The sequence below is a fragment of the Pseudomonas sp. S5D5 genome (assembly GCF_003013355.1).
GTDB lineage: Bacteria > Pseudomonadota > Gammaproteobacteria > Pseudomonadales > Pseudomonadaceae > Aquipseudomonas > Aquipseudomonas aylmerensis.
Window position 1 is genome coordinate 2585094 of record NZ_PTEO01000001.1, and the last position, 21124, is coordinate 2606217.

18 protein-coding genes are annotated in these 21124 nt (G+C 59.7%); 3 read left to right on the forward strand and 15 right to left on the reverse strand.

Going from position 1 to position 21124, the window contains the following annotated elements:
- Nucleotides 1-53 precede the first annotated feature (53 nt).
- From C9990_RS12100 to C9990_RS12170, 12 genes are all read right to left on the reverse strand, one after another.
- On the reverse strand, nt 54-728 hold the full coding sequence (locus C9990_RS12100; protein WP_003174719.1) for an NADH-quinone oxidoreductase subunit B family protein: 675 nt from the start codon (nt 726-728) through the stop codon (nt 54-56).
- Between the two features lie 10 nt (nt 729-738).
- Nucleotides 739-1152, reverse strand: coding sequence for an NADH-quinone oxidoreductase subunit A (locus tag C9990_RS12105; RefSeq protein WP_003219575.1), 414 nt, complete (start codon nt 1150-1152; stop codon nt 739-741).
- A 1244-nt stretch (nt 1153-2396) separates the two neighbouring features.
- The gene (aceA, locus tag C9990_RS12120) at nt 2397-3722 is read right to left on the reverse strand and encodes an isocitrate lyase (RefSeq protein ID WP_025858968.1); all 1326 of its coding nucleotides are present in this window, start codon (nt 3720-3722) and stop codon (nt 2397-2399) included.
- 491 nt (nt 3723-4213) lie between these two features.
- The gene (locus tag C9990_RS12130; RefSeq protein ID WP_065907521.1) at nt 4214-4951 is read right to left on the reverse strand and encodes a secretin N-terminal domain-containing protein; all 738 of its coding nucleotides are present in this window, start codon (nt 4949-4951) and stop codon (nt 4214-4216) included.
- A gap of 230 nt (nt 4952-5181) precedes the next feature.
- Complete coding sequence (locus C9990_RS12135) at nt 5182-5604, reverse strand: GNAT family N-acetyltransferase (RefSeq protein ID WP_106803426.1); 423 nt, start codon at nt 5602-5604, stop codon at nt 5182-5184.
- Nucleotides 5597-6763 carry a cupin domain-containing protein gene (locus C9990_RS12140; RefSeq protein WP_065907517.1) on the reverse strand — a complete coding sequence of 389 codons (1167 nt, stop codon included), beginning with the start codon at nt 6761-6763 and terminating at the stop codon, nt 5597-5599. The genes C9990_RS12135 and C9990_RS12140 overlap by 8 nt, the downstream gene beginning before the upstream one ends.
- An 84-nt stretch (nt 6764-6847) precedes the next feature.
- Nucleotides 6848-8218, reverse strand: coding sequence for an adenylosuccinate lyase (gene purB / locus C9990_RS12145; RefSeq protein WP_106803427.1), 1371 nt, complete (start codon nt 8216-8218; stop codon nt 6848-6850).
- Nucleotides 8219-8342: 124 nt separating this feature from the next.
- A complete protein-coding gene (gene hflD / locus C9990_RS12150) occupies nt 8343-8966 on the reverse strand; it encodes a high frequency lysogenization protein HflD (protein WP_058425015.1) in 624 nt (207 codons plus the stop codon).
- The gene (gene mnmA / locus C9990_RS12155) at nt 8963-10087 is read right to left on the reverse strand and encodes a tRNA 2-thiouridine(34) synthase MnmA (protein WP_106803428.1); all 1125 of its coding nucleotides are present in this window, start codon (nt 10085-10087) and stop codon (nt 8963-8965) included. The genes hflD and mnmA overlap by 4 nt, the downstream gene beginning before the upstream one ends.
- 59 nt (nt 10088-10146) lie before the next feature.
- Complete coding sequence (locus C9990_RS12160) at nt 10147-10593, reverse strand: NUDIX hydrolase (protein ID WP_065907512.1); 447 nt, start codon at nt 10591-10593, stop codon at nt 10147-10149.
- 70 nt (nt 10594-10663) lie between these two features.
- On the reverse strand, nt 10664-11881 hold the full coding sequence (locus C9990_RS12165; protein ID WP_065907510.1) for a serine hydrolase: 1218 nt from the start codon (nt 11879-11881) through the stop codon (nt 10664-10666).
- Between the two features lie 162 nt (nt 11882-12043).
- Nucleotides 12044-14269 (reverse strand): NADP-dependent isocitrate dehydrogenase, encoded by a 2226-nt coding sequence (locus C9990_RS12170; protein WP_106803429.1) that lies wholly within the window; start codon nt 14267-14269, stop codon nt 12044-12046.
- A 493-nt stretch (nt 14270-14762) separates the two neighbouring features.
- Between C9990_RS12170 and icd the strand changes: the two genes are divergently transcribed.
- Nucleotides 14763-16019, forward strand: coding sequence for an NADP-dependent isocitrate dehydrogenase (gene icd, locus C9990_RS12175; RefSeq protein ID WP_106805637.1), 1257 nt, complete (start codon nt 14763-14765; stop codon nt 16017-16019).
- A gap of 81 nt (nt 16020-16100) precedes the next feature.
- On the opposite strand, the gene cspD is transcribed toward icd, so the two are convergent.
- Entirely contained in the window at nt 16101-16364 is a 264-nt protein-coding gene (gene cspD, locus C9990_RS12180) for a cold shock domain-containing protein CspD (protein WP_106803430.1), read from the reverse strand.
- Nucleotides 16365-16583: 219 nt separating this feature from the next.
- Between cspD and clpS the strand changes: the two genes are divergently transcribed.
- Nucleotides 16584-16952 (forward strand): ATP-dependent Clp protease adapter ClpS, encoded by a 369-nt coding sequence (gene clpS, locus C9990_RS12185; RefSeq protein WP_010567912.1) that lies wholly within the window; start codon nt 16584-16586, stop codon nt 16950-16952.
- A gap of 29 nt (nt 16953-16981) precedes the next feature.
- Entirely contained in the window at nt 16982-19252 is a 2271-nt protein-coding gene (clpA, locus tag C9990_RS12190) for an ATP-dependent Clp protease ATP-binding subunit ClpA (protein WP_106803431.1), read from the forward strand.
- 820 nt (nt 19253-20072) lie between these two features.
- On the opposite strand, the gene infA is transcribed toward clpA, so the two are convergent.
- Both infA and C9990_RS12215 read right to left on the reverse strand, forming a co-directional pair.
- On the reverse strand, nt 20073-20291 hold the full coding sequence (gene infA, locus C9990_RS12210) for a translation initiation factor IF-1 (protein ID WP_002553999.1): 219 nt from the start codon (nt 20289-20291) through the stop codon (nt 20073-20075).
- Between the two features lie 100 nt (nt 20292-20391).
- Nucleotides 20392-21099: an arginyltransferase gene (locus tag C9990_RS12215; RefSeq protein WP_065907503.1), complete on the reverse strand. Its 708-nt coding sequence runs from the start codon at nt 21097-21099 to the stop codon at nt 20392-20394.
- Nucleotides 21100-21124: the final 25 nt, after the last annotated feature.

The window sequence follows — 21124 nt, forward strand, 5'->3', positions numbered from 1 at the left end:
TCAACGTAAAGAATGAAGCCAGGTTTTCGTTCTATAAAAGAAGCGGGGCTGGATCAGACTTCGTCGGGGCTGCGCAGGTTGGTGACTGCGATTCGCTGTTCGCGGCGCTGTTCCTTTTGCGAAGGCATCTCGGCGCGGTACACGCCTTGATCGCCGACGACCCAGGAAAGCGGGCGACGCTCCTTGCCAATCGACTCCTGCAACAGCATCAAGCCTTGCAGGAAAGCTTCAGGGCGAGGCGGGCAGCCAGGCACGTAGACGTCCACGGGCAGGAACTTGTCCACCCCCTGAACCACGGAGTAGATGTCGTACATGCCACCGGAGTTGGCGCACGAACCCATGGAGATAACCCACTTCGGCTCGAGCATTTGCTCGTAGAGACGCTGAATGATCGGCGCCATCTTGATGAAGCAGGTTCCGGCGATAACCATGAAATCCGCCTGGCGCGGCGATGCCCGGATAACTTCGGCGCCAAAGCGCGCGATGTCGTGGGGCGCCGTGAAGGCGGTGGTCATTTCCACGTAGCAGCACGAAAGACCGAAGTTGTACGGCCACAGGGAGTTTTTACGCCCCCAGTTGACCGCGCCACTCAGCACGTCTTCCAGCTTGCCCATGTAGATGTTTTTGTGGACTTGGTCTTCTAACGGGTCGGAAACGGTTTCCCGTTCGCCGATGGGGTACTGCTCGTTAGGAGCATCCGGGTCGATCCTGGTGAGATTGTATTGCATCGCCAAAGCCTCATTGTTTCAGCTTCGCTTGCCGCTTACGACGAGCTTCCGGAGCCCAGTCAAGGGCGCCCACTCGGAATAGGTAGACAAGGCCTGCCAACAGAATTGCTATGAAAACGAGGGCTTCGACGAATCCGGTCCAGCCGCTTTCGCGGACGGACACAGACCAGGCAAAGAGAAAGAGGGCTTCGATGTCGAAGATCACGAAGAGCATCGCGACCAGATAGAATTTGGCTGAGAGCCGCAAGCGGGCGCCACCTGTAGGGAGCATGCCGGACTCGAACGGTTCGTTTTTGCTGCGGCCCCAGGCTTTTGACCCGAGGAGGCTGGAGACGCCGAGCATGAAGGCGCAGAGGCCGACAACACCGAGGAGGAAAATGGCAAAGCCCCAGTTGTGGGCCATGAGTCCTGTCGCTTCGGTCATGCTGGAAATCCTTAACAGAGAGCAAAGGTCTCTGAGCTCGAAAAAGTAACGATGCAGTGACGATATGTCGCACTGCAATCAATCGCGGTGATTTTATGGCTAAACACCGGGCAAGTAAAATTCCTATAGCGAAATTATTCGATGGAATAAGGACATAGTGCACCTTTGTGGGGCTGCAGCCCTTGCGGTGTGGGCATTAGCGAGCTTTTCACCAATTATGTTTTGTTTAACCTGTAACGAAGTTTTCATGCGCTAAATGATAATGAATATTGTTTGCGTGGGGTTTAAGCGATTGTTTCTCATGTGGCGGGGGAAGTTGCCGTTACTTGCTGGAGTGGCGCTAGTTGGTGGAGGGGATCTTTTAACTGATTTGAGTCGAGTAAATACCGCTCTGGATCAATGTTTTGCGCAAAATCCCCAGGTAGCCAGCATTCCTTGTGGGAGCCGGGCTTGCCCGCGAAGGCGATCCGTCAGTTGATGCATTCGGTGACTGACCCAGCGCTTTCGCAGGCAAGCCAGCTCCCACATTGGATCTCCATACACCCGGGGACCTAGGCCTTATCCCCAATCCCCTGTGGGAGCGGGCTTGCTCGCGAAGGCGATCCGTCAGTTGATGCATTCGGTGACTGATCCACTGCTTTCGCAGGCAAGCCAGCTCCCACATTTGATCTCCATGCACCCGGGGACCTAGGCCTCACCCCCAATCCCCTGTGGGAGCGGGCTTGCCCGCGAATGCGGTGTGTCAGTTAATGCATTCGGCGACTGACCCAGCGCTTTCGCAGGCAAGCCAGCTCCCACAGTCGATCTCCATGCACCCGGGGACCTAGGCCTTATCCCCAATCCCCTGTGGGAGCGGGCTTGCTCGCGAAGGCGGCCTGTCAGCTGATGCATTTGGTGCCTGACCCACCGCCTTCGCAGGCAAGCCAGCTCCCACATTTGATCTCCATGCACCCGGGGACTTAGGCCTCATCCCCAATCCCCCTGTGGGAGCTTGCCCGCGAAGGCGATCCGTCAGTTGGTGCATTCGGCGACTGATCCACTCCTTTCGCAGGCAAGCCAGCTCCCACATTCGATCGCCATACACCCGGGGACTTAGGCCTCATCCCCAACTCCCTGTAGCCAGTTCCATCTTGGATTTTGGTGTTCTTTAAATAAAAAAACGCCCCGAACCAGTCGGGGCGTGATTGTGGTGCGGCACTGCGGTTAGGTCTTCCTTGGGGCCGCAGTGGCCGTGTACGCGGTGCTTAGTGGAACTGTTCTTCTTCGGTCGAACCGGTCAGCGCGGTCACGGACGAGGTGCCGCCCTGGATCACGGTGGTCATGTCGTCGAAGTAGCCAGTGCCCACTTCCTGCTGGTGCGCCACGAAGGTGTAGCCCTTGGCGGCGTCAGCGAATTCCTGCTCCTGCAGCTTCACGTAGGCAGTCATGTCGTTGCGGGCGTAGTCGTGCGCCAGGTTGAACATGCTGTGCCACATGTTGTGAATGCCGGCCAGGGTAATGAACTGGTGCTTGTAGCCCATGGCGGACAGTTCGCGCTGGAACTTGGCGATGGTCGCGTCGTCCAGGTTCTTCTTCCAGTTGAAGGAAGGCGAGCAGTTGTAGGACAGCAGTTGGTCCGGGTATTCCTTCTTGATCGCTTCGGCAAAGCGGCGCGCTTCGTCCAGATCCGGCTTGGCGGTTTCGCACCAGATCAGGTCGGCGTACGGCGCGTAGGCCAGGCCGCGGGCGATGGCCTGGTCGAGACCGGCGCGCACCTTGTAGAAGCCTTCCTGGGTGCGTTCGCCTGTCACGAACGGCTGGTCGTACGGGTCGCAGTCCGAGGTCAGCAGGTCAGCGGCGTTGGCGTCGGTACGGGCCAGGATGATGGTCGGGGTACCGGCAACGTCAGCAGCCAGGCGCGCAGCAGTCAGCTTCTGTACAGCTTCCTGGGTAGGAACCAGTACCTTGCCGCCCATGTGGCCGCATTTCTTCACCGAGGCCAGTTGGTCTTCGAAGTGCACGCCGGCAGCGCCTGCCTCGATCATGCTCTTCATCAGTTCGTAGGCGTTCAGCACACCACCGAAACCGGCTTCGGCGTCAGCCACGATCGGTGCGAAGTAGTCGATGTAGCCTTCGTCGCCCGGGCCTTTACCGGCTTTCCACTGGATCTGGTCGGCACGGCGGAACGAGTTGTTGATGCGCTTGACCACGGTTGGCACGGAGTCCACCGGGTACAGCGATTGGTCGGGGTACATGGACTCAGCGGAGTTGTTGTCCGCTGCCACTTGCCAGCCGGACAGGTAGATCGCCTGGATACCGGCTTTTACCTGTTGGACTGCCTGGCCGCCAGTGAGGGCGCCCATGCAGTTGACGAAATCTTTGTCGGGACGGAAGGACGGCTTGGCGCCCTGGGTGACCAGGTTCCACAGCTTCTCGGCGCCGAGTTTTGCAAAGGTGTGCTCAGGTTGAACCGAGCCACGCAGGCGGACGACGTCAGCAGCGGAATAAGCGCGGGTCACGCCTTTCCAGCGTGGGTTTTCAGCCCAATCTTTTTCAAGGGCTGCAATTTGCTGTTCGCGTGTCAGTGCCATGGGGAAAAACCTCGTCGCGTCTTGTTTGAAGTATCCGTTTGCCAGCCATGCATTCATTGCGTGGGCAGGGCTGCTCGCTGATCAGAAGCGTAGGCGCTCAAGACAGGTTCGACGGAGAAGGCGACGGGATGAACGATGGGGCTCAAGGGAGAGTTGAGCAGGTAAGGGCGAACTGCGAACGGTCTTCGGGCGTCGTGGGCCTTTGTACGATCCAACAGCGTGTTGCCGGGTTACCTGGTTAGCTTCCGTCCCTCGGGACAACTTCGTTCCAGTCGCAACCTCGTCAAACACACCTTGTGGGCGGTACAGACACGAATCGGCTCAGGTGGGTAGCTTAGAGCGGCGATCCGAAGGCCCTTGCCAGGGCCCCTGATTAGCGGGAGCGAGGCCATCATGCCCATGCTTTTTTGGATCGTCAAATGTTTTGTAGTGCTTTTTTTCAAGCACTACATCTTTAGTCTAATACGACTCATCAGTCAGTTTTTGGTGCTTCAGTTCAGGGTGTCGACCTTGACCCGCAGAGTCAGGTCATCGCGGCCTTGGGTAGAGTAGCTGCGGGTTGTAGAGGATTTGTCGGCCTGGGTCTCGCGATTGATGCCGGCCAGTGGAATCCATTCGCCAAGGCGGCCGCTGATGGTTGTGTCGGTGCTTTGCACGTTCACTACATCGGGACGTTCCTGGCTCATGCGGTCACGGTTGGTACTGATCGCCAGGTGCACGGTCTCGCCGGTAACGCTGGCGGTGACATAGAAACCCTGGGTGACATTGCGGTACTGGGTCTGGTTTTGCGGGCGGCCGTAGGCATCCGGCTGGGTGGTGGTCAGGGGGACGCTCTGGCCGACCTGGATCAGCGCGGGCACACCCTCGCTCGCCTGGATCTGCTGGATGCCACCGTCGCGGCTGGCAGTGCCGTAGCTGATGATGCGGGTCTGGCTGTCACCGCTGTTCTGCTGGTTGTTTTCATTGCTGTCGACCGTGATCAGCAGGCGCTTGGCCGGCGTGTCCAGCTGCGCGAGCAGGGCGCGCAGGTCCTGGATCTTGCCGGGGTCGGCGTTAACAATAAGCTGGTTGCCGTAGGCGCTGACGGTGCCGTCCTTGCCGATGAAATTCTGCGCCACCGGCAGCAGGTCGGCGCTGGTGCGGTTGCTGAGGTTGACGACTTCGGTGTCGGCCATGGCCGAACAGCTGGCAGCCAGGAGGAGGGCGGTGAGCAGGGTGCGTAGGGACATGTCCGTTATCTCTGCGAGTCATTTAGGCGTGATAGTGCCAGTTTGTCGGCCTGGCAGGGCGCAAGTTGAATCGTAGACGGCAAAATGCCCTGGCAAGGCAGGGCATTGTTGGTGTTGCTGAAATAGCTATCGGGGGCAAGCCCCCTCCCATACTTGACCGCATTTCAAAATATGTACTCGGTCAAATGTGGGAGCTGGCTTGCCGGCGATAGCAGCGGCGCGGTATTGGATCAGTCCCCGCGCACCATATCCACATGCGGAATCCCGACTTCAAGGAACTCGTCACTGACGATCTTGAAGCCCAGGCGCTCGTAGAATGGTGCCGCATACACCTGTGCGCTGAGAAATTGCCGGGTCTGGCCGCGTTGCTCGGCCGCGCCAATCACCGCTTCCATCAGCTTGTCGCCGACCTTCAGGCCGCGCCAGTCCTTGAGTACCGACACGCGGCCGATCTCGCCGCTGGGCAGCAGGCGCGCAGTACCGATCGGAAAGTCGCCTTCGAAGGCTAGGAAATGCACTGCGTCTGCGTCGTCCGCATCCCACTCCAGCTCAGGTGGGACCGATTGTTCAGCGATAAAGACCGCTTCACGAATGCGCCGAATCTCGGCGATATCCTTTTGCCAGTCCGCGACACTTACGTGAATCTTATTCATCGGCAAACCCCAGGCTTCCTTGCTTGACCAGCTCGCACAGCAGGTCGCGGCCATCTTCGTCGGCCAGCCATTCGCCAAGGTTCTCGCTGTGCAGCGCATCGGCAGAGCACACCAGCTTCAGCAGCTCACGCAATTTGCCCGGCAGGTAACGGCTCTGGCCGCTGGCGAACAGCAGCACGTCGTCGTCGACTTCGGACCAGGCCAGGCGCGCGCTTGGGTTGCGCACCAGGATCGCGCCGTCTTGCAGGCTGGTGACGAAGTCGTCTTCGCCCAGCTCTTCGCCGGCTACCAGTTCCGGGTAGCGCGGTTCGGTCATGAACTGGCCGAACCAGGTCAGCAGCATGCGCTCGTCGCTCATGTGCTCGGCCAGCAGGCTCTTGAGGCGGTCGAGTGCATCACTCTGGATCTGGTGCGGATCGCTGACCGGCTGGGCATCGGCGTCGGTGTAGCGCTCTTCGTCGGTCAGGTACTGGCTGAGGAAGTCGGTGAAGTGGGTCAGCACTTCAGCTGCGCTCGGCGCGCGGAAGCCGACCGAGTAGGTCATGCAGTCATCTTCGGCAATGCCGAAATGCGCCAGGCGCGGCGGCAGGTAGAGCATGTCGCCCGGTTCCAGGACCCATTCGGCGCTCTCTTCGAATTCGGCCAGGATGCGCAGGTCGGCGTGTTGCAGCAGCGGGCTTTCGGCGTTGCACATCTGGCCGATCTTCCAGTTGCGCTTGCCCTGGGCCTGCAGCAGGAACACATCGTAGTTGTCGAAGTGCGGACCGACACTGCCGCCCGGTGCGGCGAAGCTGATCATCACGTCGTCGATGCGCCAGCTGGGCAGGAAGCGGAAGTGTTCGAGCAATTCGGCGACTTCCGGCACGAACTGGTCGACGGCCTGTACCAACAGGGTCCACTCGCGCTCGGGCAGGGTGCTGAAAGCGTCTTCGGCGAATGGGCCGCGGCGCAGTTCCCACGGGCGCTCGCCGTGCTCGATCACCAGGCGCGATTCGACTTCTTCTTCCAGCGCGAGGCCTGCGAGTTCGTCGGCGTCGATCGGGCTTTCGAAGTCAGGGATGGCCTGGCGGATCAGCAGTGGTTTTTTCTGCCAGTAGTCGCGCAGGAATTCCCGTGCCGTGATGCCGCCCAGAAGTTGAAGAGGGATATCAGGATTCATGTGTAACCTATTGAAAAAAAGCACTTTTCAGACTGGAATAAAAACGCCCGGCGCGGCCGGGCGTCTCAAAGGGTCGTGCGTGGATCAGATGCGCTTGGCTTGCTCTACAGCGTTACCGATGTAGTTGGCCGGGGTCAGCAGTTTCAGCTCGGCCTTGGCCGCGGCTGGCATGTCCAGGCCATCGATGAAAGTCTGCAACGCCTCAGGGCTGATGCCCTTGCCGCGGGTCAATTCTTTCAGCTTCTCGTAGGGGTTTTCGATGTTGTAGCGACGCATCACGGTCTGGATCGGCTCGGCCAATACTTCCCAGCACGCGTCCAGGTCAGCGGCGATCTTCTGCTCGTTGAGCTCGAGCTTGCTGATGCCCTTGAGGCTGGCTTCGTACGCGATCACGCTGTGGGCAAAGCCCACGCCGAGGTTACGCAGTACGGTGGAGTCGGTCAGGTCGCGCTGCCAGCGGGAGATCGGCAACTTGCTGGCCAGGTGCTGGAACAGCGCGTTGGCGATGCCGAGGTTGCCTTCGGAGTTTTCGAAGTCGATCGGGTTGACCTTGTGCGGCATGGTCGACGAACCGATTTCACCGGCAATGGTGCGCTGCTTGAAGTAGCCCAGGGAAATGTAGCCCCAGATATCGCGATCGAAGTCGATCAGGATGGTGTTGAAGCGCGCGATGGCGTCGAACAGCTCGGCGATGTAGTCGTGCGGTTCGATCTGCGTGGTGTACGGGTTGAAGCCCAGGCCCAGTTCGTCTTCGATGAAGGCGCGGGCGTTGGCTTCCCAGTCGATCTCGGGGTAGGCCGACAGGTGGGCGTTGTAGTTGCCGACAGCGCCGTTGATCTTGCCCAGCAGCGGGACGGCAGCCACTTGAGCGATCTGGCGCTCCAGGCGGTAAACCACGTTGGCCAGTTCTTTACCCAGGGTGGTCGGCGACGCCGGCTGGCCGTGGGTGCGCGACAGCATTGGTACGTCGGCGAAACGGATGGCCAGTTCGCGGATGGCGTTGGCGGTCTGGCGCATCAGCGGCAGCATCACGTCATCACGGCCTTCGCGCAGCATCAGGGCGTGGGACAGGTTGTTGATGTCCTCGCTGGTGCAAGCAAAGTGGATGAACTCGCTGACCTGGGCCAATTCCGGCAGCTTGGCCGCTTGCTCCTTGAGCAAGTATTCGATGGCCTTGACGTCGTGGTTGGTGGTGCGCTCGATCTCTTTGACACGCTCGGCGTGCTCCAGGGAGAAGTTTTCCGCCAGGGTGTCGAGCACAGCGTTGGCTTCGGCGGAGAACGCCGGCACTTCGCTGATGGCGGGGTGAGCGGCCAGGCGCTGGAGCCAGCGCACTTCAACCAGTACACGAGCACGGATCAGGCCGTATTCGCTGAAAATAGGGCGCAGGGCCTGGGTTTTGCCGGCGTAGCGGCCGTCAACAGGGGAAACCGCAGTGAGCGAAGAAAGCTGCATGGGGTGTTCTCGGACAGTCGGGCAACGAAATGGGGCGCGTATCATACATGAAAAAATCCGCCGGTCCGTTGCCAACTGACCGGCGTATTACGCGTGGGGCTATAAAAAACGTGGTTGTTGCGACTTATTCGTTGCGCATCAACGGGTAAAGCTCTTTGAGCAATTTGCGTCGGCTGATCACCAGTTGCCAGCGATGACCGCCCAACTGGCGCCACAACCGTGCCGAACGAATACCGGCCAGGAGCAGGGCGCGGATTTTCGAGGCGTTGTTCGGTTGCTGCAGGTTGCGCATGTCGCCGTGCACCTGAATCCGTTGGCGCAAGGTGCTCAAGGTGTCCTGGTACAGCGCACCGCAGGCGGCAATCACGTTTTCGTGGGCCGGGCCGAAGTGCTCTACCTGGGATTGGATCTGCGGCAGGCGCTTGCCGATGACTTCCAGCATGTCTTCACGCTTGGCCAGTTGGCGCTCCAGGCCGAGCATCGACAGGGCGTAGCGCAGCGGCTCGCGCTGCAAGGTGCTCGGGTCGCGCTCCAGGGCGCCGATCAGCGCGCGGTAACCTTCGCGCAGCGCCAGGTCGTCGCCGCCATACACTTCCAGCGTGTCCTTGGGGTCGCGGATCAGCAGGCTGCCGAGCATGCAGGTCAGGCCTGCCTCGGTGACCTGGCCGGTCTTGGCGATCTTGTCGACCAGCACTGCGGCGAGGAATACCCCGCCGAGGGCGGTCAATTGCTCCTGGGTCGGGCTCATGCCGGGTTGCTCCAGGGCTCGGCGACTTCAATCACGCCGCCGCCGAGGCAAATCTCGCCGTCATAGAACACCACGGACTGGCCTGGCGTGACCGCGCGTTGCGGGTCATCGAAGGTGGCGCGGTAGCCGCTGGCGGTTTTTTCCAGGGTGCAGGGCTGGTCGCTCTGGCGATAGCGCACTTTGGCGGTCAGGCGGCGCGGGGTGCTCAGGTCGATCGGGTTGACCCAGTAGATCTCCGACGCCAGCAGCGCACCGGAGAACAGCAACGGGTGCTCATTGCCCTGGCCGACGATCAGCACGTTGTGCTCGAGGTCCTTGACCAGCACGTACCACGGCTCTTCGCCGGCGTCTTTCAAACCGCCGATGCCCAGGCCCTGGCGCTGGCCGATGGTGTGGTACATCAGGCCATGGTGGCGGCCGATCACTTCGCCTTCGGTGGTCTTGATCTCGCCGGGTTGCGCGGGCAGGTACTGCTTGAGGAAGTCGCTGAAGCGGCGCTCGCCGATAAAGCAGATCCCAGTGGAGTCCTTCTTCTTGGCAGTGGCCAGGCCGTGTTTCTCGGCGATCTTGCGGACTTCGGGTTTTTCCAGCTCGCCCACCGGGAACAGGGTCTTGGCGATCTGTTCGCCGCCGACGGCGTGCAGGAAATAGCTCTGGTCCTTGTTCGGGTCCAGGCCCTTGAGCAGTTCGGTGCGACCATCAACGTCGCGGCGGCGCACATAGTGGCCGGTGGCGATCAGGTCGGCGCCGAGCATCATGGCGTAGTCGAGGAACGCCTTGAACTTGATCTCGCGGTTGCACAGGATGTCCGGGTTCGGCGTGCGGCCGGCCTTGTATTCGGCCAGGAAGTGCTCGAACACATTGTCCCAGTACTCGGCGGCGAAGTTGGCGGTGTGCAGCTTTATGCCAATCTTGTCGCAGACGGCCTGGGCATCCGCCAGGTCGTCCATGGCGGTGCAATATTCCGTTCCATCGTCTTCTTCCCAGTTCTTCATGAACAGGCCTTCCACCTCATAACCCTGCTCCATGAGCAGAACGGCGGAAACGGAAGAATCCACGCCGCCGGACATGCCGACGATGACGCGCTTCTTTTGTGTGTCAGAAGGGGCTGGATCACGCATAGGATTTCAACGGGTGTCTTGAAAAAGGACGCGATTCTAGCAGGCCTGGGCCCGCAAGGCTAAAGAGAAGGGCGGATCAGTTCGAGGCTGTGGCACTGGCCGGCCAAATAATCATCGATACAGCGGATGATCAGCTCGCTGCGCCAGTCATTGCGCACGGCCATCAGTTCATCGCGGGTCATCCAGCGGGCGCGCAGGATGCCTTCGTCGAGTTGATAGTCGGGATGGTGTTTCAGCGCCTTGGCGATAAAGCATACCCGCTGATAGGTCACGCCATTGCTGGGGGCGGTGTACAGGTAGATGCCGACGATGCCGGTGGCTTCCACGTCCCAGCCGGTTTCCTCGAGGGTTTCGCGCACGGCGGCTTCGGTCAGGGTTTCGTGTGGGTCGAGGTGGCCGGCAGGCTGGTTGAGCACGGCGCGGCCGCCCTTGAGTTCCTCGACCATCAGGAAGCGGCCGTTGTCTTCTACGAGGGTGGCGACGGTGATGTGGGGTTGCCAGGTCATGGAGGGCTCTCAAGCGATCAGTGGGGCAGGCGCCCATCATACAGGGGCGCCCGCCGGGTGTTGCGCTTGGTTACCGGGCGGCCTTGGTGATGGCGTCGAAGGCGACCATGTCGTCAATGACTTCACCGCCGGTGGCTTTGGTCTGCGCTTGCCACACGACGATCACCACGTTTTGCGTAGGGTTTATGTAGATGAACTGGCCGAAAATGCCGGCAGCCGTGAAGGCTTTGTCGGCTTTTGACGCGGCAGTCCAGGCCGGCCACCACATGGAGGCAAAGTCGCCGTAGGCGGCGTCGGTGCCGGTGGTGGCGCTGGCAAAGCTCATCCAGCCTTTGGGCAGTACTTGCTTGTCGCCGGCTTTGCCGCCACTGAGTACGAACTGTCCGAAGCGCCCGTAATCTTCCAATGTTGCGCTGATGCCGCTGCCGCCCACTTCGTTGCCGTTCGGGCCGTCGAGCCACCAGTTCGCATCGGTCTGCATGCCATACGGCGCCCAGATTTTCTCGCTGAGGTAGTTCGCCAGGGGCTTGCCCACGGCGGCGCTGACCAGTTGGCCCAGCACTTGTGTCTCGCCGGTGCTGTAGTTGGTGCGGGTGCCAGGCGGCGCAGCGCTGGGCAGGCTCGCCATGAACTTGAGGGCGGAGCCGGGCACTTGTTCGGTTTGCAGCTTGAGCATCATGCGTCGATCCGACGTCGGGTCGGCGTATTTCTCACTCCATTTGACTCCCGAACGCATCGCCAGCACCTGGCGCACGGTGGCCTGGTCGTAGCCGCTGCCGGCCAGTGCAGGCAAATACTCGGTCACTTTGTCATCCAGGCTCTTGATCGAACCGTCCTGCAAGGCCGCGCCGACGAGTGTCGATGTAATCGACTTGGCCACTGACATCGACATCCAGCGGGTTTCGGCGGTATTGCCTTTTTCGTAGCGTTCAGTAACGACTTGGCCGTCCTTGATCACCAGCAGGCCTGTTACCCGGTTGAGGGTGACGTAGTCATCGAGGCTATAGCGTTTGCCTTCGTAATCGAATGCAACCGGTCCCAACGCCCGGCTGCTGTGCGGCAGTGGGAAAGGGTGGCCGCCGGCCTTGATGGTGCGCACCGGAAACAAGCGGTCGATATTGCGAAAGGTGCTGACCGCAGCGTCGGGGCTGAGTTTGCCGTCGTACATGGTCTGCACGTCGCCAATCGGTTCCTGTGCATGCGGGTAGGGTGGCGAGTGGCTCGCGCAGGCGGTCAGCAGGGCGATTGCCGAGGCCCAGGCCAGCGCCTGGAAGTGAGCTCTTTGCATAAAAACTTCCTTATTTGTTGTTTTCTGGAATGGCTTGAGCAAAAACACAAAGCAAGTCCTGCGCCCACTTACGAAAAAAAGCGCAAAAAAAATCCGGAACCCTTTTGGATTCCGGATTTTCCTGTGGTGCGACGATCAATCAAGCATCGTCATATCAGCGCATCACACCAGTGCAGCAATCGCCGCATTGAGGGTGTTGCTTGGACGCATGGCCTTGCTGGTCAGCTCAGGGTTCGGCGCGTAGTAGCCGCCGATGTCCACTGGCTTGCCCTGCACGGCGTTGAGCTCGGCAACGATGGTTGCTTCGTTCGCGGCCAGGGTCTTGGCCAGTTCGCCGAACTGCGCTTGCAGTGCAGTGTCTTCGGTCTGGGCGGCCAGGGCTTGAGCCCAGTACAGCGCCAGGTAGAAGTGGCTGCCGCGGTTGTCGATGTTGCCGACTTTGCGCGATGGCGACTTGTTGTTGTCGAGGAACTGGCCAGTCGCCTGGTCCAGGGTTTTCGACAGCACCAGGGCTTTCGGGTTGTTGTACGTGACGCCCAGGTGTTCCAGGGAAGCGGCCAGGGCCAGGAACTCGCCCAGGGAGTCCCAGCGCAGGAAGTTTTCTTCCAGCAGCTGCTGCACGTGCTTGGGAGCCGAACCGCCGGCGCCGGTTTCGAACAGGCCGCCACCGTTCATCAGCGGCACGATCGAGAGCATCTTGGCGCTGGTGCCCAGTTCCATGATCGGGAACAGGTCGGTCAGGTAGTCACGCAGTACGTTACCGGTCACCGAGATGGTGTCCAGGCCCTTGCGGGTGCGCTCCAGGGTGAACTTCATCGCGTCGACCGGCGACATGATGCGGATGTCCAGGCCTTCGGTGTTGTGGTCTTTCAGGTAGGCCTGAACTTTCTCGACCACGACGCCGTCGTGCGCGCGCTTCGGGTCCAGCCAGAAAATGGCTGGGGTGTTGCTGGCGCGGGCACGGTTGACGGCCAGTTTGACCCAATCCTGGATCGGCGCGTCTTTGGTCTGGCACATGCGGAAGATGTCGCCGGCCTCGACGTTCTGTTCCATCAGCAGGTTGCCCTTGCTGTCGGTGACGCGGACGACGCCGTCAGCCTTGATCTGGAAGGTCTTGTCGTGGGAGCCGTACTCTTCGGCTTTCTTCGCCATCAGGCCAACGTTTGGCACGCTGCCCATGGTGGTTGGGTCGAAAGCGCCATTGGCCTTGCAGTCTTCGATGACCGCTTGGTAGATGGTGGCGTAGCAGCGATCCGGGATCACGGCCTTGGTGTCGTGCAGCTGGCCGTCGGTGCCCCACATCTTGCCGGAGTCACGGATCATGGCTGGCATCGAGGCGTCGACGATGACGTCGCTCGGCACGTGCAGGTTGGTGATGCCTTTGTCGGAGTTGACCATCGCCAGGGAAGGGCGAGCGGCGTAGACCGCCTGGATGTCAGCTTCGATCTGTGCTTGCTGGTCGGCCGGCAGGGCCTTGATGCGAGCGTACAGGTCGCCGATGCCGTTGTTCAGGTTGAAGCCGATCTGCTCCAGCACGGTGGCGTGCTTGGCCAGCGCGTCTTTGTAGAACTCGGCAACGATCTGGCCGAACATGATCGGGTCGGAGACCTTCATCATGGTGGCTTTCAGGTGAACCGAGAGCAGCACGCCTTGCTTCTTGGCGTCTTCGATTTCAGCGGCGATGAAGCTGCGCAGGGCGTTCTTGCTCAGTACGGCGCTGTCGATGATCTCGCCAGCCTGTACGGAAGTCTTTTCCTTGAGGGCGGTCGCGGTACCGTCCTTGGCGATCAGCTCGATTTTGACAGCATCGGCGGCTTCGATCTGAACGGCTTTTTCGCTGCCGTAGAAGTCGCCGCTGCTCATGTGAGCCACGTGGGACTTGGAGTCGGCAGCCCAGGCGCCCATCTTGTGCGGGTGCTTGCGCGCGTAGTTCTTGACCGACAGCGGGGCGCGGCGGTCGGAGTTGCCTTCGCGCAGGACCGGGTTCACGGCGCTGCCCTTGACCTTGTCGTAACGTGCACGGGTTTCTTTTTCCGCGTCGGTGGTTACGGTTTCAGGGTAGTCCGGCAGGGCGTAGCCCTGGGCCTGCAGTTCCTTGATCGCAGCCTGCAGCTGAGGCGTCGAGGCACTGATATTAGGCAGCTTGATGATGTTGGCTTCAGGCGTAACGGCCAGGTCGCCCAGTTCGGCGAGGTGGTCCGGGATGGCCTTGGTACCCAGTTGCTCAGGGAAGCTTGCGAGGATGCGCCCGGCGAGGGAGATGTCGCGGGTTTCCACGGCAATATCAGCGGAAGCGGTGAAGGCCTCTACGATAGGCAGCAGTGAATAGGTGGCGAGGGCTGGGGCTTCGTCGGTGAAGGTGTAGATGATCTTCGAGCGGGTGGGCATATTCGGATTAACTCTCTTCTTTGCTGAAAGCGTGCGCAGAAACTCGAGATGCGCCGGGTGGAGCGCGTTCGTTCAAAGTCATCCATGAGCGAAATGTCGAGGTTTCTTCGCGGTGATGTTGGGTTGCATCAGTCGAGCGTCAAGCGGGTGGACTATTGTATTAGTCCTGCTTTCTAGCGGAAGGCTGTGTTCTAGAGCGGTCCGCCGTCGTGACTCTTTGGTCAGCGGCGGCATTATACATAGGTCGCTATGCTTACGCCGAGCCTTCATACAAAAGGTGTGTCGTCCATTGGTCTAAAGGTCGCAGGGCCCAACGTGCTACCAAGGTCGCATGCAGTGCTCAAGATTGGCGATTTTGCCTTTGCTTTCAGGCTTGTAGGCGACAATTTATGCTGTTTTCGATGCAAATGAGCATGGCGTGAGGTTTCAGTCGCCATTTATCTGGAGTAGGCTCGAACGCAGCCAGATGTTCAATCCATAGATGGAGTTCAGCATGGGATACAAGAAGATTCAGGTTCCGGCAGTCGGCGACAAAATCACCGTCAATGCAGACCATTCTCTCAATGTTCCTGACCAACCGATCATCCCTTATATCGAAGGTGACGGTATTGGCGTCGACATCAGCCCGGTGATGATCAAGGTGGTCGACGCGGCTGTTGAAAAGGCCTACGGCGGCAAGCGCAAGATCTCCTGGATGGAGGTGTACGCCGGCGAGAAAGCCACTCAAGTCTACGACCAGGACACCTGGCTGCCCCAGGAAACCCTGGATGCGGTCAAGGATTACGTGGTGTCCATCAAAGGCCCGCTGACCACCCCGGTCGGTGGCGGCATCCGTTCGCTGAACGTGGCCCTGCGCCAACAACTCGACTTGTATGTGTGCCTGCGCCCGGTGCGCTGGTTCGAAGGCGTGCCGAGCCCGGTCAAGAAGCCAGGCGATGTGGACATGACCATCTTCCGTGAGAACTCCGAAGACATCTACGCCGGGATCGAGTGGAAAGCCGGCTCGCCCGAAGCGATCAAGGTGATCAAGTTCCTCAAGGAAGAAATGGGCGTGACCAAGATCCGTTTCGACCAGGATTGCGGCATCGGCGTCAAGCCGGTCTCGAAAGAGGGGACCCAGCGCCTGGCGCGTAAAGCCCTGCAATATGTGGTGGATAACGACCGCGACTCGCTGACCATCGTGCACAAAGGCAACATCATGAAGTTCACCGAGGGGGCCTTCAAGGAATGGGCCTACGAAGTGGCGGCGCAGGAATTCGGCGCGACCCTGCTCGATGGCGGTCCATGGATGCAGTTCAAGAACCCGAAAACCGGCAAGAATGTGGTGGTCAAGGATGCGATTGCCGACGCCATGCTCCAGCAGATCCTGCTGCGTCCGGCCGAATATGACGTGATTGCGACACTCAACCTGAACGGCGACTACCTGTCCGACGCGCTGGCGGCAGAGGTGGGCGGTATCGGCATTGCGCCGGGGGCCAACCTGTCCGACACCGTGGCCATGTTCGAGGCGACCCACGGCACCGCGCCCAAGTATGCGGGCAAGGACCAGGTCAATCCGGGTTCATTGATCCTGTCGGCGGAGATGATGTTGCGCCACATGGGCTGGATCGAGGCGGCTGACCTGATTATCAAGGGCACCAATGGCGCGATTTCGGCCAAGACCGTGACCTATGACTTCGAGCGCCTGATGGATGGCGCGAAGTTGGTGTCGTCGTCGGGCTTTGGTGATGCGCTGATTTCGCATATGTAAGGCGCAGGCATAAAAAAACCGGCCGTCCCAATCTTGATGGGGTGGCCGGTTTTTTATTGCGTTTGCGCGCTCGACGGCGGATCAGGCCGTTTGCTTCTTTTCGTTATGAGCGGTCGACCCCGCGGTGGGTTCAGGTGCCTTGGCGACGATTTCCACGGCATGCAACCCTTTCGGTCCTTGAATGATTTCGAAACTTACAGGTTGGCCCGCTTTCAGCGTCTTGTACCCATCCATCTTGATCGCTGAAAAATGCGCAAAGAGATCTTCGGACTTACCGTCCTCTACGACGAAACCGTAGCCTTTGGCATTGTTGAACCACTTGACCTTACCACTTGCCATGCCCATATCCCTCTGCACCAGACTCCATCACTGGAGTATCATCCAGTTTATCCGTCCTAACCCGAATAAATAAGGTTGACTGCGCGGACCTTTTTTACCCACTGTGGGTTCTATTGGTTGTAACACCGTTTTGCCGATAGTCAAGGCGACTGGCCGGTCAGTAGTTGAAATTCTGACAGGTCGCCCCCACCACTGTATTTGAACCACTGACGAACCTTTCTTTCCATGCATGCAATCAGCCAGATTCGACTAACATTCAATCAGGATCGACCGGATCACGAACACGATGACGACGGTTCTGCAGGCATTGCTGTTCAGGAGGCCAAGCCTGCTTTACAGGCGCCGCCGATGTACAAGGTGGTTTTGTTCAATGATGACTACACACCGATGGATTTCGTGGTCGAAGTACTCGAGGTGTTTTTTAACCTGAACCGCGAGTTGGCGACCAAGGTAATGCTGGCCGTTCACACAGAAGGACGGGCAGTATGTGGAGTGTTTACCCGCGACATCGCCGAGACAAAGGCCATGCAGGTCAACCAGTACGCCAGGGAAAGCCAGCATCCGCTACTCTGTGAAATCGAGAAGGACGGTTAACGCCGACCACTTGGGTATGAGGTGAAGCTATGTTAAACCGCGAGCTCGAAGTCACCCTCAATCTTGCCTTCAAGGAGGCCCGTTCGAAGCGTCATGAATTCATGACCGTCGAGCACCTGCTGCTGGCACTTTTGGATAACGAAGCTGCCGCCACCGTTCTACGTGCGTGCGGCGCCAACCTCGACAAACTCAAGCATGACCTGCAGGAGTTTATCGACTCCACCACGCCACTGATCCCCGTGCATGACGAGGACCGCGAGACCCAGCCAACCCTGGGCTTCCAGCGGGTATTGCAGCGTGCTGTTTTCCACGTACAGAGCTCCGGTAAGCGTGAAGTCACAGGCGCCAACGTGCTGGTGGCAATTTTCAGCGAGCAGGAAAGCCAGGCAGTGTTCCTGCTCAAGCAGCAGAGCGTTGCCCGTATTGATGTCGTCAACTACATCGCCCACGGTATCTCCAAGGTGCCTGGGCACGGCGATCATTCCGAGGGTGAGCAGGATATGCAGGACGACGAGGGCGGTGAGTCTTCTTCTTCGGGCAATCCACTGGATGCCTATGCCAGTAACCTCAATGAGCTGGCGCGCCAGGGGCGGATCGATCCGCTGGTGGGGCGTGAGCTTGAGGTCGAGCGTGTAGCGCAGATCCTCGCGCGTCGTCGCAAGAACAACCCGTTGCTGGTGGGTGAGGCCGGCGTGGGTAAAACCGCGATTGCCGAGGGCCTGGCCAAACGCATTGTCGACAATCAGGTGCCTGACCTGCTGGCCAACAGCGTCGTCTACTCCCTTGATCTGGGCGCCTTGCTCGCCGGGACCAAGTACCGTGGCGATTTCGAGAAGCGCTTCAAGGCGTTGCTCAGTGAGCTGAAAAAACGCCCGCAGGCGATCCTGTTCATTGATGAAATCCACACCATCATTGGTGCCGGTGCGGCATCCGGTGGGGTAATGGACGCCTCGAACCTGCTCAAGCCGCTGCTGTCGTCGGGTGATATCCGCTGCATCGGTTCGACCACGTTCCAGGAATTCCGCGGCATTTTCGAGAAAGACCGCGCCTTGGCGCGTCGCTTCCAGAAAGTCGACGTGTCCGAGCCTTCGGTTGAAGACACCATTGGCATCCTGCGCGGGCTCAAGGGGCGTTTCGAAGCGCACCATGGCATCGAGTACACCGATGAAGCCCTGCGTTCGGCCGCTGAACTGGCGTCGCGCTACATCAATGACCGGCACATGCCGGACAAGGCCATCGACGTGATCGACGAGGCGGGTGCCTATCAGCGCCTGCAGCCGGTCGAGAAGCGTGTGAAACGCATCGACGTACCTCAGGTCGAGGACATCGTGGCGAAGATCGCGCGGATTCCGCCAAAACACGTCACCAGTTCCGACAAGGAACTGCTGCGTAACCTGGAGCGTGACCTCAAGCTGACCGTGTTCGGCCAGGATGCGGCCATCGACTCGCTGTCCACCGCGATCAAGTTGTCGCGTGCGGGCCTCAAGTCGCCGGACAAGCCTGTGGGTTCGTTCCTGTTCGCTGGTCCTACCGGCGTCGGCAAGACCGAGGCGGCACGGCAGTTGGCCAAGGCCATGGGCATTGAGCTGGTGCGTTTCGACATGTCCGAATACATGGAGCGTCACACTGTGTCGCGCCTGATCGGTGCGCCTCCGGGCTATGTCGGGTTCGACCAGGGCGGCCTGTTGACCGAAGCGATCACCAAGCAGCCGCATTGCGTATTGCTGCTCGATGAAATCGAGAAGGCGCACCCGGAAGTCTTCAACCTGCTGTTGCAGGTGATGGACCACGGCACCCTGACCGACAACAACGGGCGCAAGGCGGATTTCCGCAACGTGATCGTGATCATGACCACCAACGCCGGTGCCGAAACGGCCGCGCGGGCTTCGATCGGCTTCAGCCATCAGGATCACTCTTCCGATGCCATGGAAGTGATCAAGAAGAGCTTTACGCCGGAGTTCCGCAACCGTTTGGACACCATTATCCAGTTTGGTCGCCTCAGCCATGAGGTTATCAAGAGCGTGGTGGACAAGTTCCTCACCGAGCTTCAGGCGCAGTTGGAAGACAAGCGCGTGCAGCTGGACGTGACGGACGCGGCGCGCAACTGGCTGGCCGAAGGTGGTTACGACGCGGCAATGGGCGCTCGCCCGATGGCGCGTCTGATCCAGGACAAGATCAAGCGGCCATTGGCCGAAGAGATCCTGTTCGGCGAGCTGTCCGACCATGGCGGCGTGGTGCATATCGACCTGAAGGATGGCGAGCTGACCTTCGACTTCGAAACCACTGCGGAAATGGCCTGATCGTTGACTGCACTACAGCAAAGGCGCCGAAAGGCGCCTTTTTGCTGTCTTGATGTTGGTGGAGATCAAATGCAGTGGCTGGCTTGCCTGCGAAAGCGGTGGGTCAGCCAGCGAATGCATCAACTGACGGATCGCCTTCGCGAGCAAGCCCGCTCCCACAGGGAATTGGGGTGGGGCCTGAGACCCCGGGTGTATGCAAATCAAATGTGGGAGCTGGCTTGCCTGCGAAAGCGGTGGGTCAGCCAGCGAATGCATCAACTGGCGGATCGCCTTCGCGGGCAAGCCCGCTCCCACAGGGAATTGGGGTTAGGCCTATGCCCCGGGTGCACGCAGATCAAATGTGGGAGCCGGCTTGCCTGCGAAAGCGGTGGATCAGCCAGCGGATGCATCAACTGATGGATCGCCTTCGCGAGCAAGCCCGCTCCCACAGGGGATTTGGGTTAGGTCTAGGCTCTGGGTGTACACAGATCAAATGTGGGAGCTGGCTTGCCTGCGAAAGCGGTGGGTCAGCCAGCGAATGCATCAACTGACGGATCGCCTTCGCGAGCAAGCCCGCTCCCACAGGGGATTTGGGTTAGGTCTAGGCTCTGGGTGTACACAGATCAAATGTGGGAGCTGGCTTGCCTGCGAAAGCGGTGTGTCAGCCACCGAATGCATCAACTGACGGATCGCCTTCGCGAGCAAGCCCGCTCCCACAGGGGGATTGGGGGTGAGGCCTATACCCCGGGTGTACGCAGCTCCCACATGAGCCCTGCAGCCCTGCATAAATAGCGCGCACACAAAAACGCCCGGCATAACCGGGCGTTTTGTATTGACTTGCTTAACGAGCGCGGTAAGTGATGCGCCCTTTGCTCAAGTCATAGGGCGTCAGCTCGACGCGCACTTTGTCACCGGTAAGAATACGAATGTAGTTCTTGCGCATCTTGCCGGAGATATGCGCGGTTACGACGTGCCCATTTTCCAACTCCACACGAAACATGGTGTTGGGCAGGGTGTCGACGACAGTGCCTTCCATTTCGAAGCTGTCTTCTTTCGACATGCAGTAAAGCCCTCGGTATCCAGTGAATGGCCCGGTGCAACTGCGCCAGGCAAAAGCGGCGTGCATTGTGCCCGAAAAAGGGTGTTTAAGCCAAGGGGTTCTAGTTAAGCGTGACCCATCTTTGATTAATCAGCAGTTCAATAGGCCGATATTGGGTCTTGTAGTTCATCTTTTTGCAGTTCTTGATCCAGTATCCGAGGTACACCGCCTCGAGTTCCAGGCGCATGGCTTCGCCAATTTGCCAGAGGATCGCGAAGCGCCCCAGGCTGCGGCGTTCTTCGGCTGGTTCGTAGAAGGTGTAGACCGCCGACAGGCCGTTAGGCAGCAAATCGGTCACGGCGACGGCCACCAGGCGACCGTCGAGGCGAAACTCGTAGAATCGCGAGAACGGCAGCTCACGCACCAGGAAGGTGGAAAACTGATCGCGGCTGGGCGGGAACATGTCGCCGTCAGCATGGCGTTGCTCGATGTAGCGCTGGTAAAGGTCGAAATATTCTTCGCTGAACCTCGGCTTGGCCGAGGTCACCGTCAGGTCGGCGTTGCGCTTGAGGATGCGTTTCTGGTTGCGGTCCGGTACAAACTGCGCCACAGGGATGCGCGCCGGGACGCAGGCATTGCAGTTCTGGCAATGGGGCCGGTACAGGTGGTCGCCGCTGCGCCGAAAGCCCATTTCCGAGAGATCGGCATACACATGCACGTCCATTGGCTGGCTGGGATCGAGGAACAGCGTGGTGGCCTGCTCGTCGGGCAGATAGCTGCAAGAGTGGGGTTGAGTGGCATAAAACTTCAAACGCGCCAACTCGGTCATGATCAACCCTCGGGTAAGCTTTGAA

Bases quoted from the DNA above. Each gene is read 5' to 3' on its own strand.
- C9990_RS12100 (WP_003174719.1), bottom strand. From the start codon at position 728: ATGCAATACAATCTCACCAGGATCGACCCGGATGCTCCTAACGAGCAG.
- C9990_RS12105 (WP_003219575.1), bottom strand. From the start codon at position 1,152: ATGACCGAAGCGACAGGACTCATGGCCCACAACTGGGGCTTTGCCATT.
- aceA (WP_025858968.1), bottom strand. From the start codon at position 3,722: ATGGCACTGACACGCGAACAGCAAATTGCAGCCCTTGAAAAAGATTGG.
- C9990_RS12130 (WP_065907521.1), bottom strand. From the start codon at position 4,951: ATGTCCCTACGCACCCTGCTCACCGCCCTCCTCCTGGCTGCCAGCTGT.
- C9990_RS12135 (WP_106803426.1), bottom strand. From the start codon at position 5,604: ATGAATAAGATTCACGTAAGTGTCGCGGACTGGCAAAAGGATATCGCC.
- C9990_RS12140 (WP_065907517.1), bottom strand. From the start codon at position 6,763: ATGAATCCTGATATCCCTCTTCAACTTCTGGGCGGCATCACGGCACGG.
- purB (WP_106803427.1), bottom strand. From the start codon at position 8,218: ATGCAGCTTTCTTCGCTCACTGCGGTTTCCCCTGTTGACGGCCGCTAC.
- hflD (WP_058425015.1), bottom strand. From the start codon at position 8,966: ATGAGCCCGACCCAGGAGCAATTGACCGCCCTCGGCGGGGTATTCCTC.
- mnmA (WP_106803428.1), bottom strand. From the start codon at position 10,087: ATGCGTGATCCAGCCCCTTCTGACACACAAAAGAAGCGCGTCATCGTC.
- C9990_RS12160 (WP_065907512.1), bottom strand. From the start codon at position 10,593: ATGACCTGGCAACCCCACATCACCGTCGCCACCCTCGTAGAAGACAAC.
- C9990_RS12165 (WP_065907510.1), bottom strand. From the start codon at position 11,881: ATGCAAAGAGCTCACTTCCAGGCGCTGGCCTGGGCCTCGGCAATCGCC.
- C9990_RS12170 (WP_106803429.1), bottom strand. From the start codon at position 14,269: ATGCCCACCCGCTCGAAGATCATCTACACCTTCACCGACGAAGCCCCA.
- icd (WP_106805637.1), top strand. From the start codon at position 14,763: ATGGGATACAAGAAGATTCAGGTTCCGGCAGTCGGCGACAAAATCACC.
- cspD (WP_106803430.1), bottom strand. From the start codon at position 16,364: ATGGGCATGGCAAGTGGTAAGGTCAAGTGGTTCAACAATGCCAAAGGC.
- clpS (WP_010567912.1), top strand. From the start codon at position 16,584: ATGCATGCAATCAGCCAGATTCGACTAACATTCAATCAGGATCGACCG.
- clpA (WP_106803431.1), top strand. From the start codon at position 16,982: ATGTTAAACCGCGAGCTCGAAGTCACCCTCAATCTTGCCTTCAAGGAG.
- infA (WP_002553999.1), bottom strand. From the start codon at position 20,291: ATGTCGAAAGAAGACAGCTTCGAAATGGAAGGCACTGTCGTCGACACC.
- C9990_RS12215 (WP_065907503.1), bottom strand. From the start codon at position 21,099: ATGACCGAGTTGGCGCGTTTGAAGTTTTATGCCACTCAACCCCACTCT.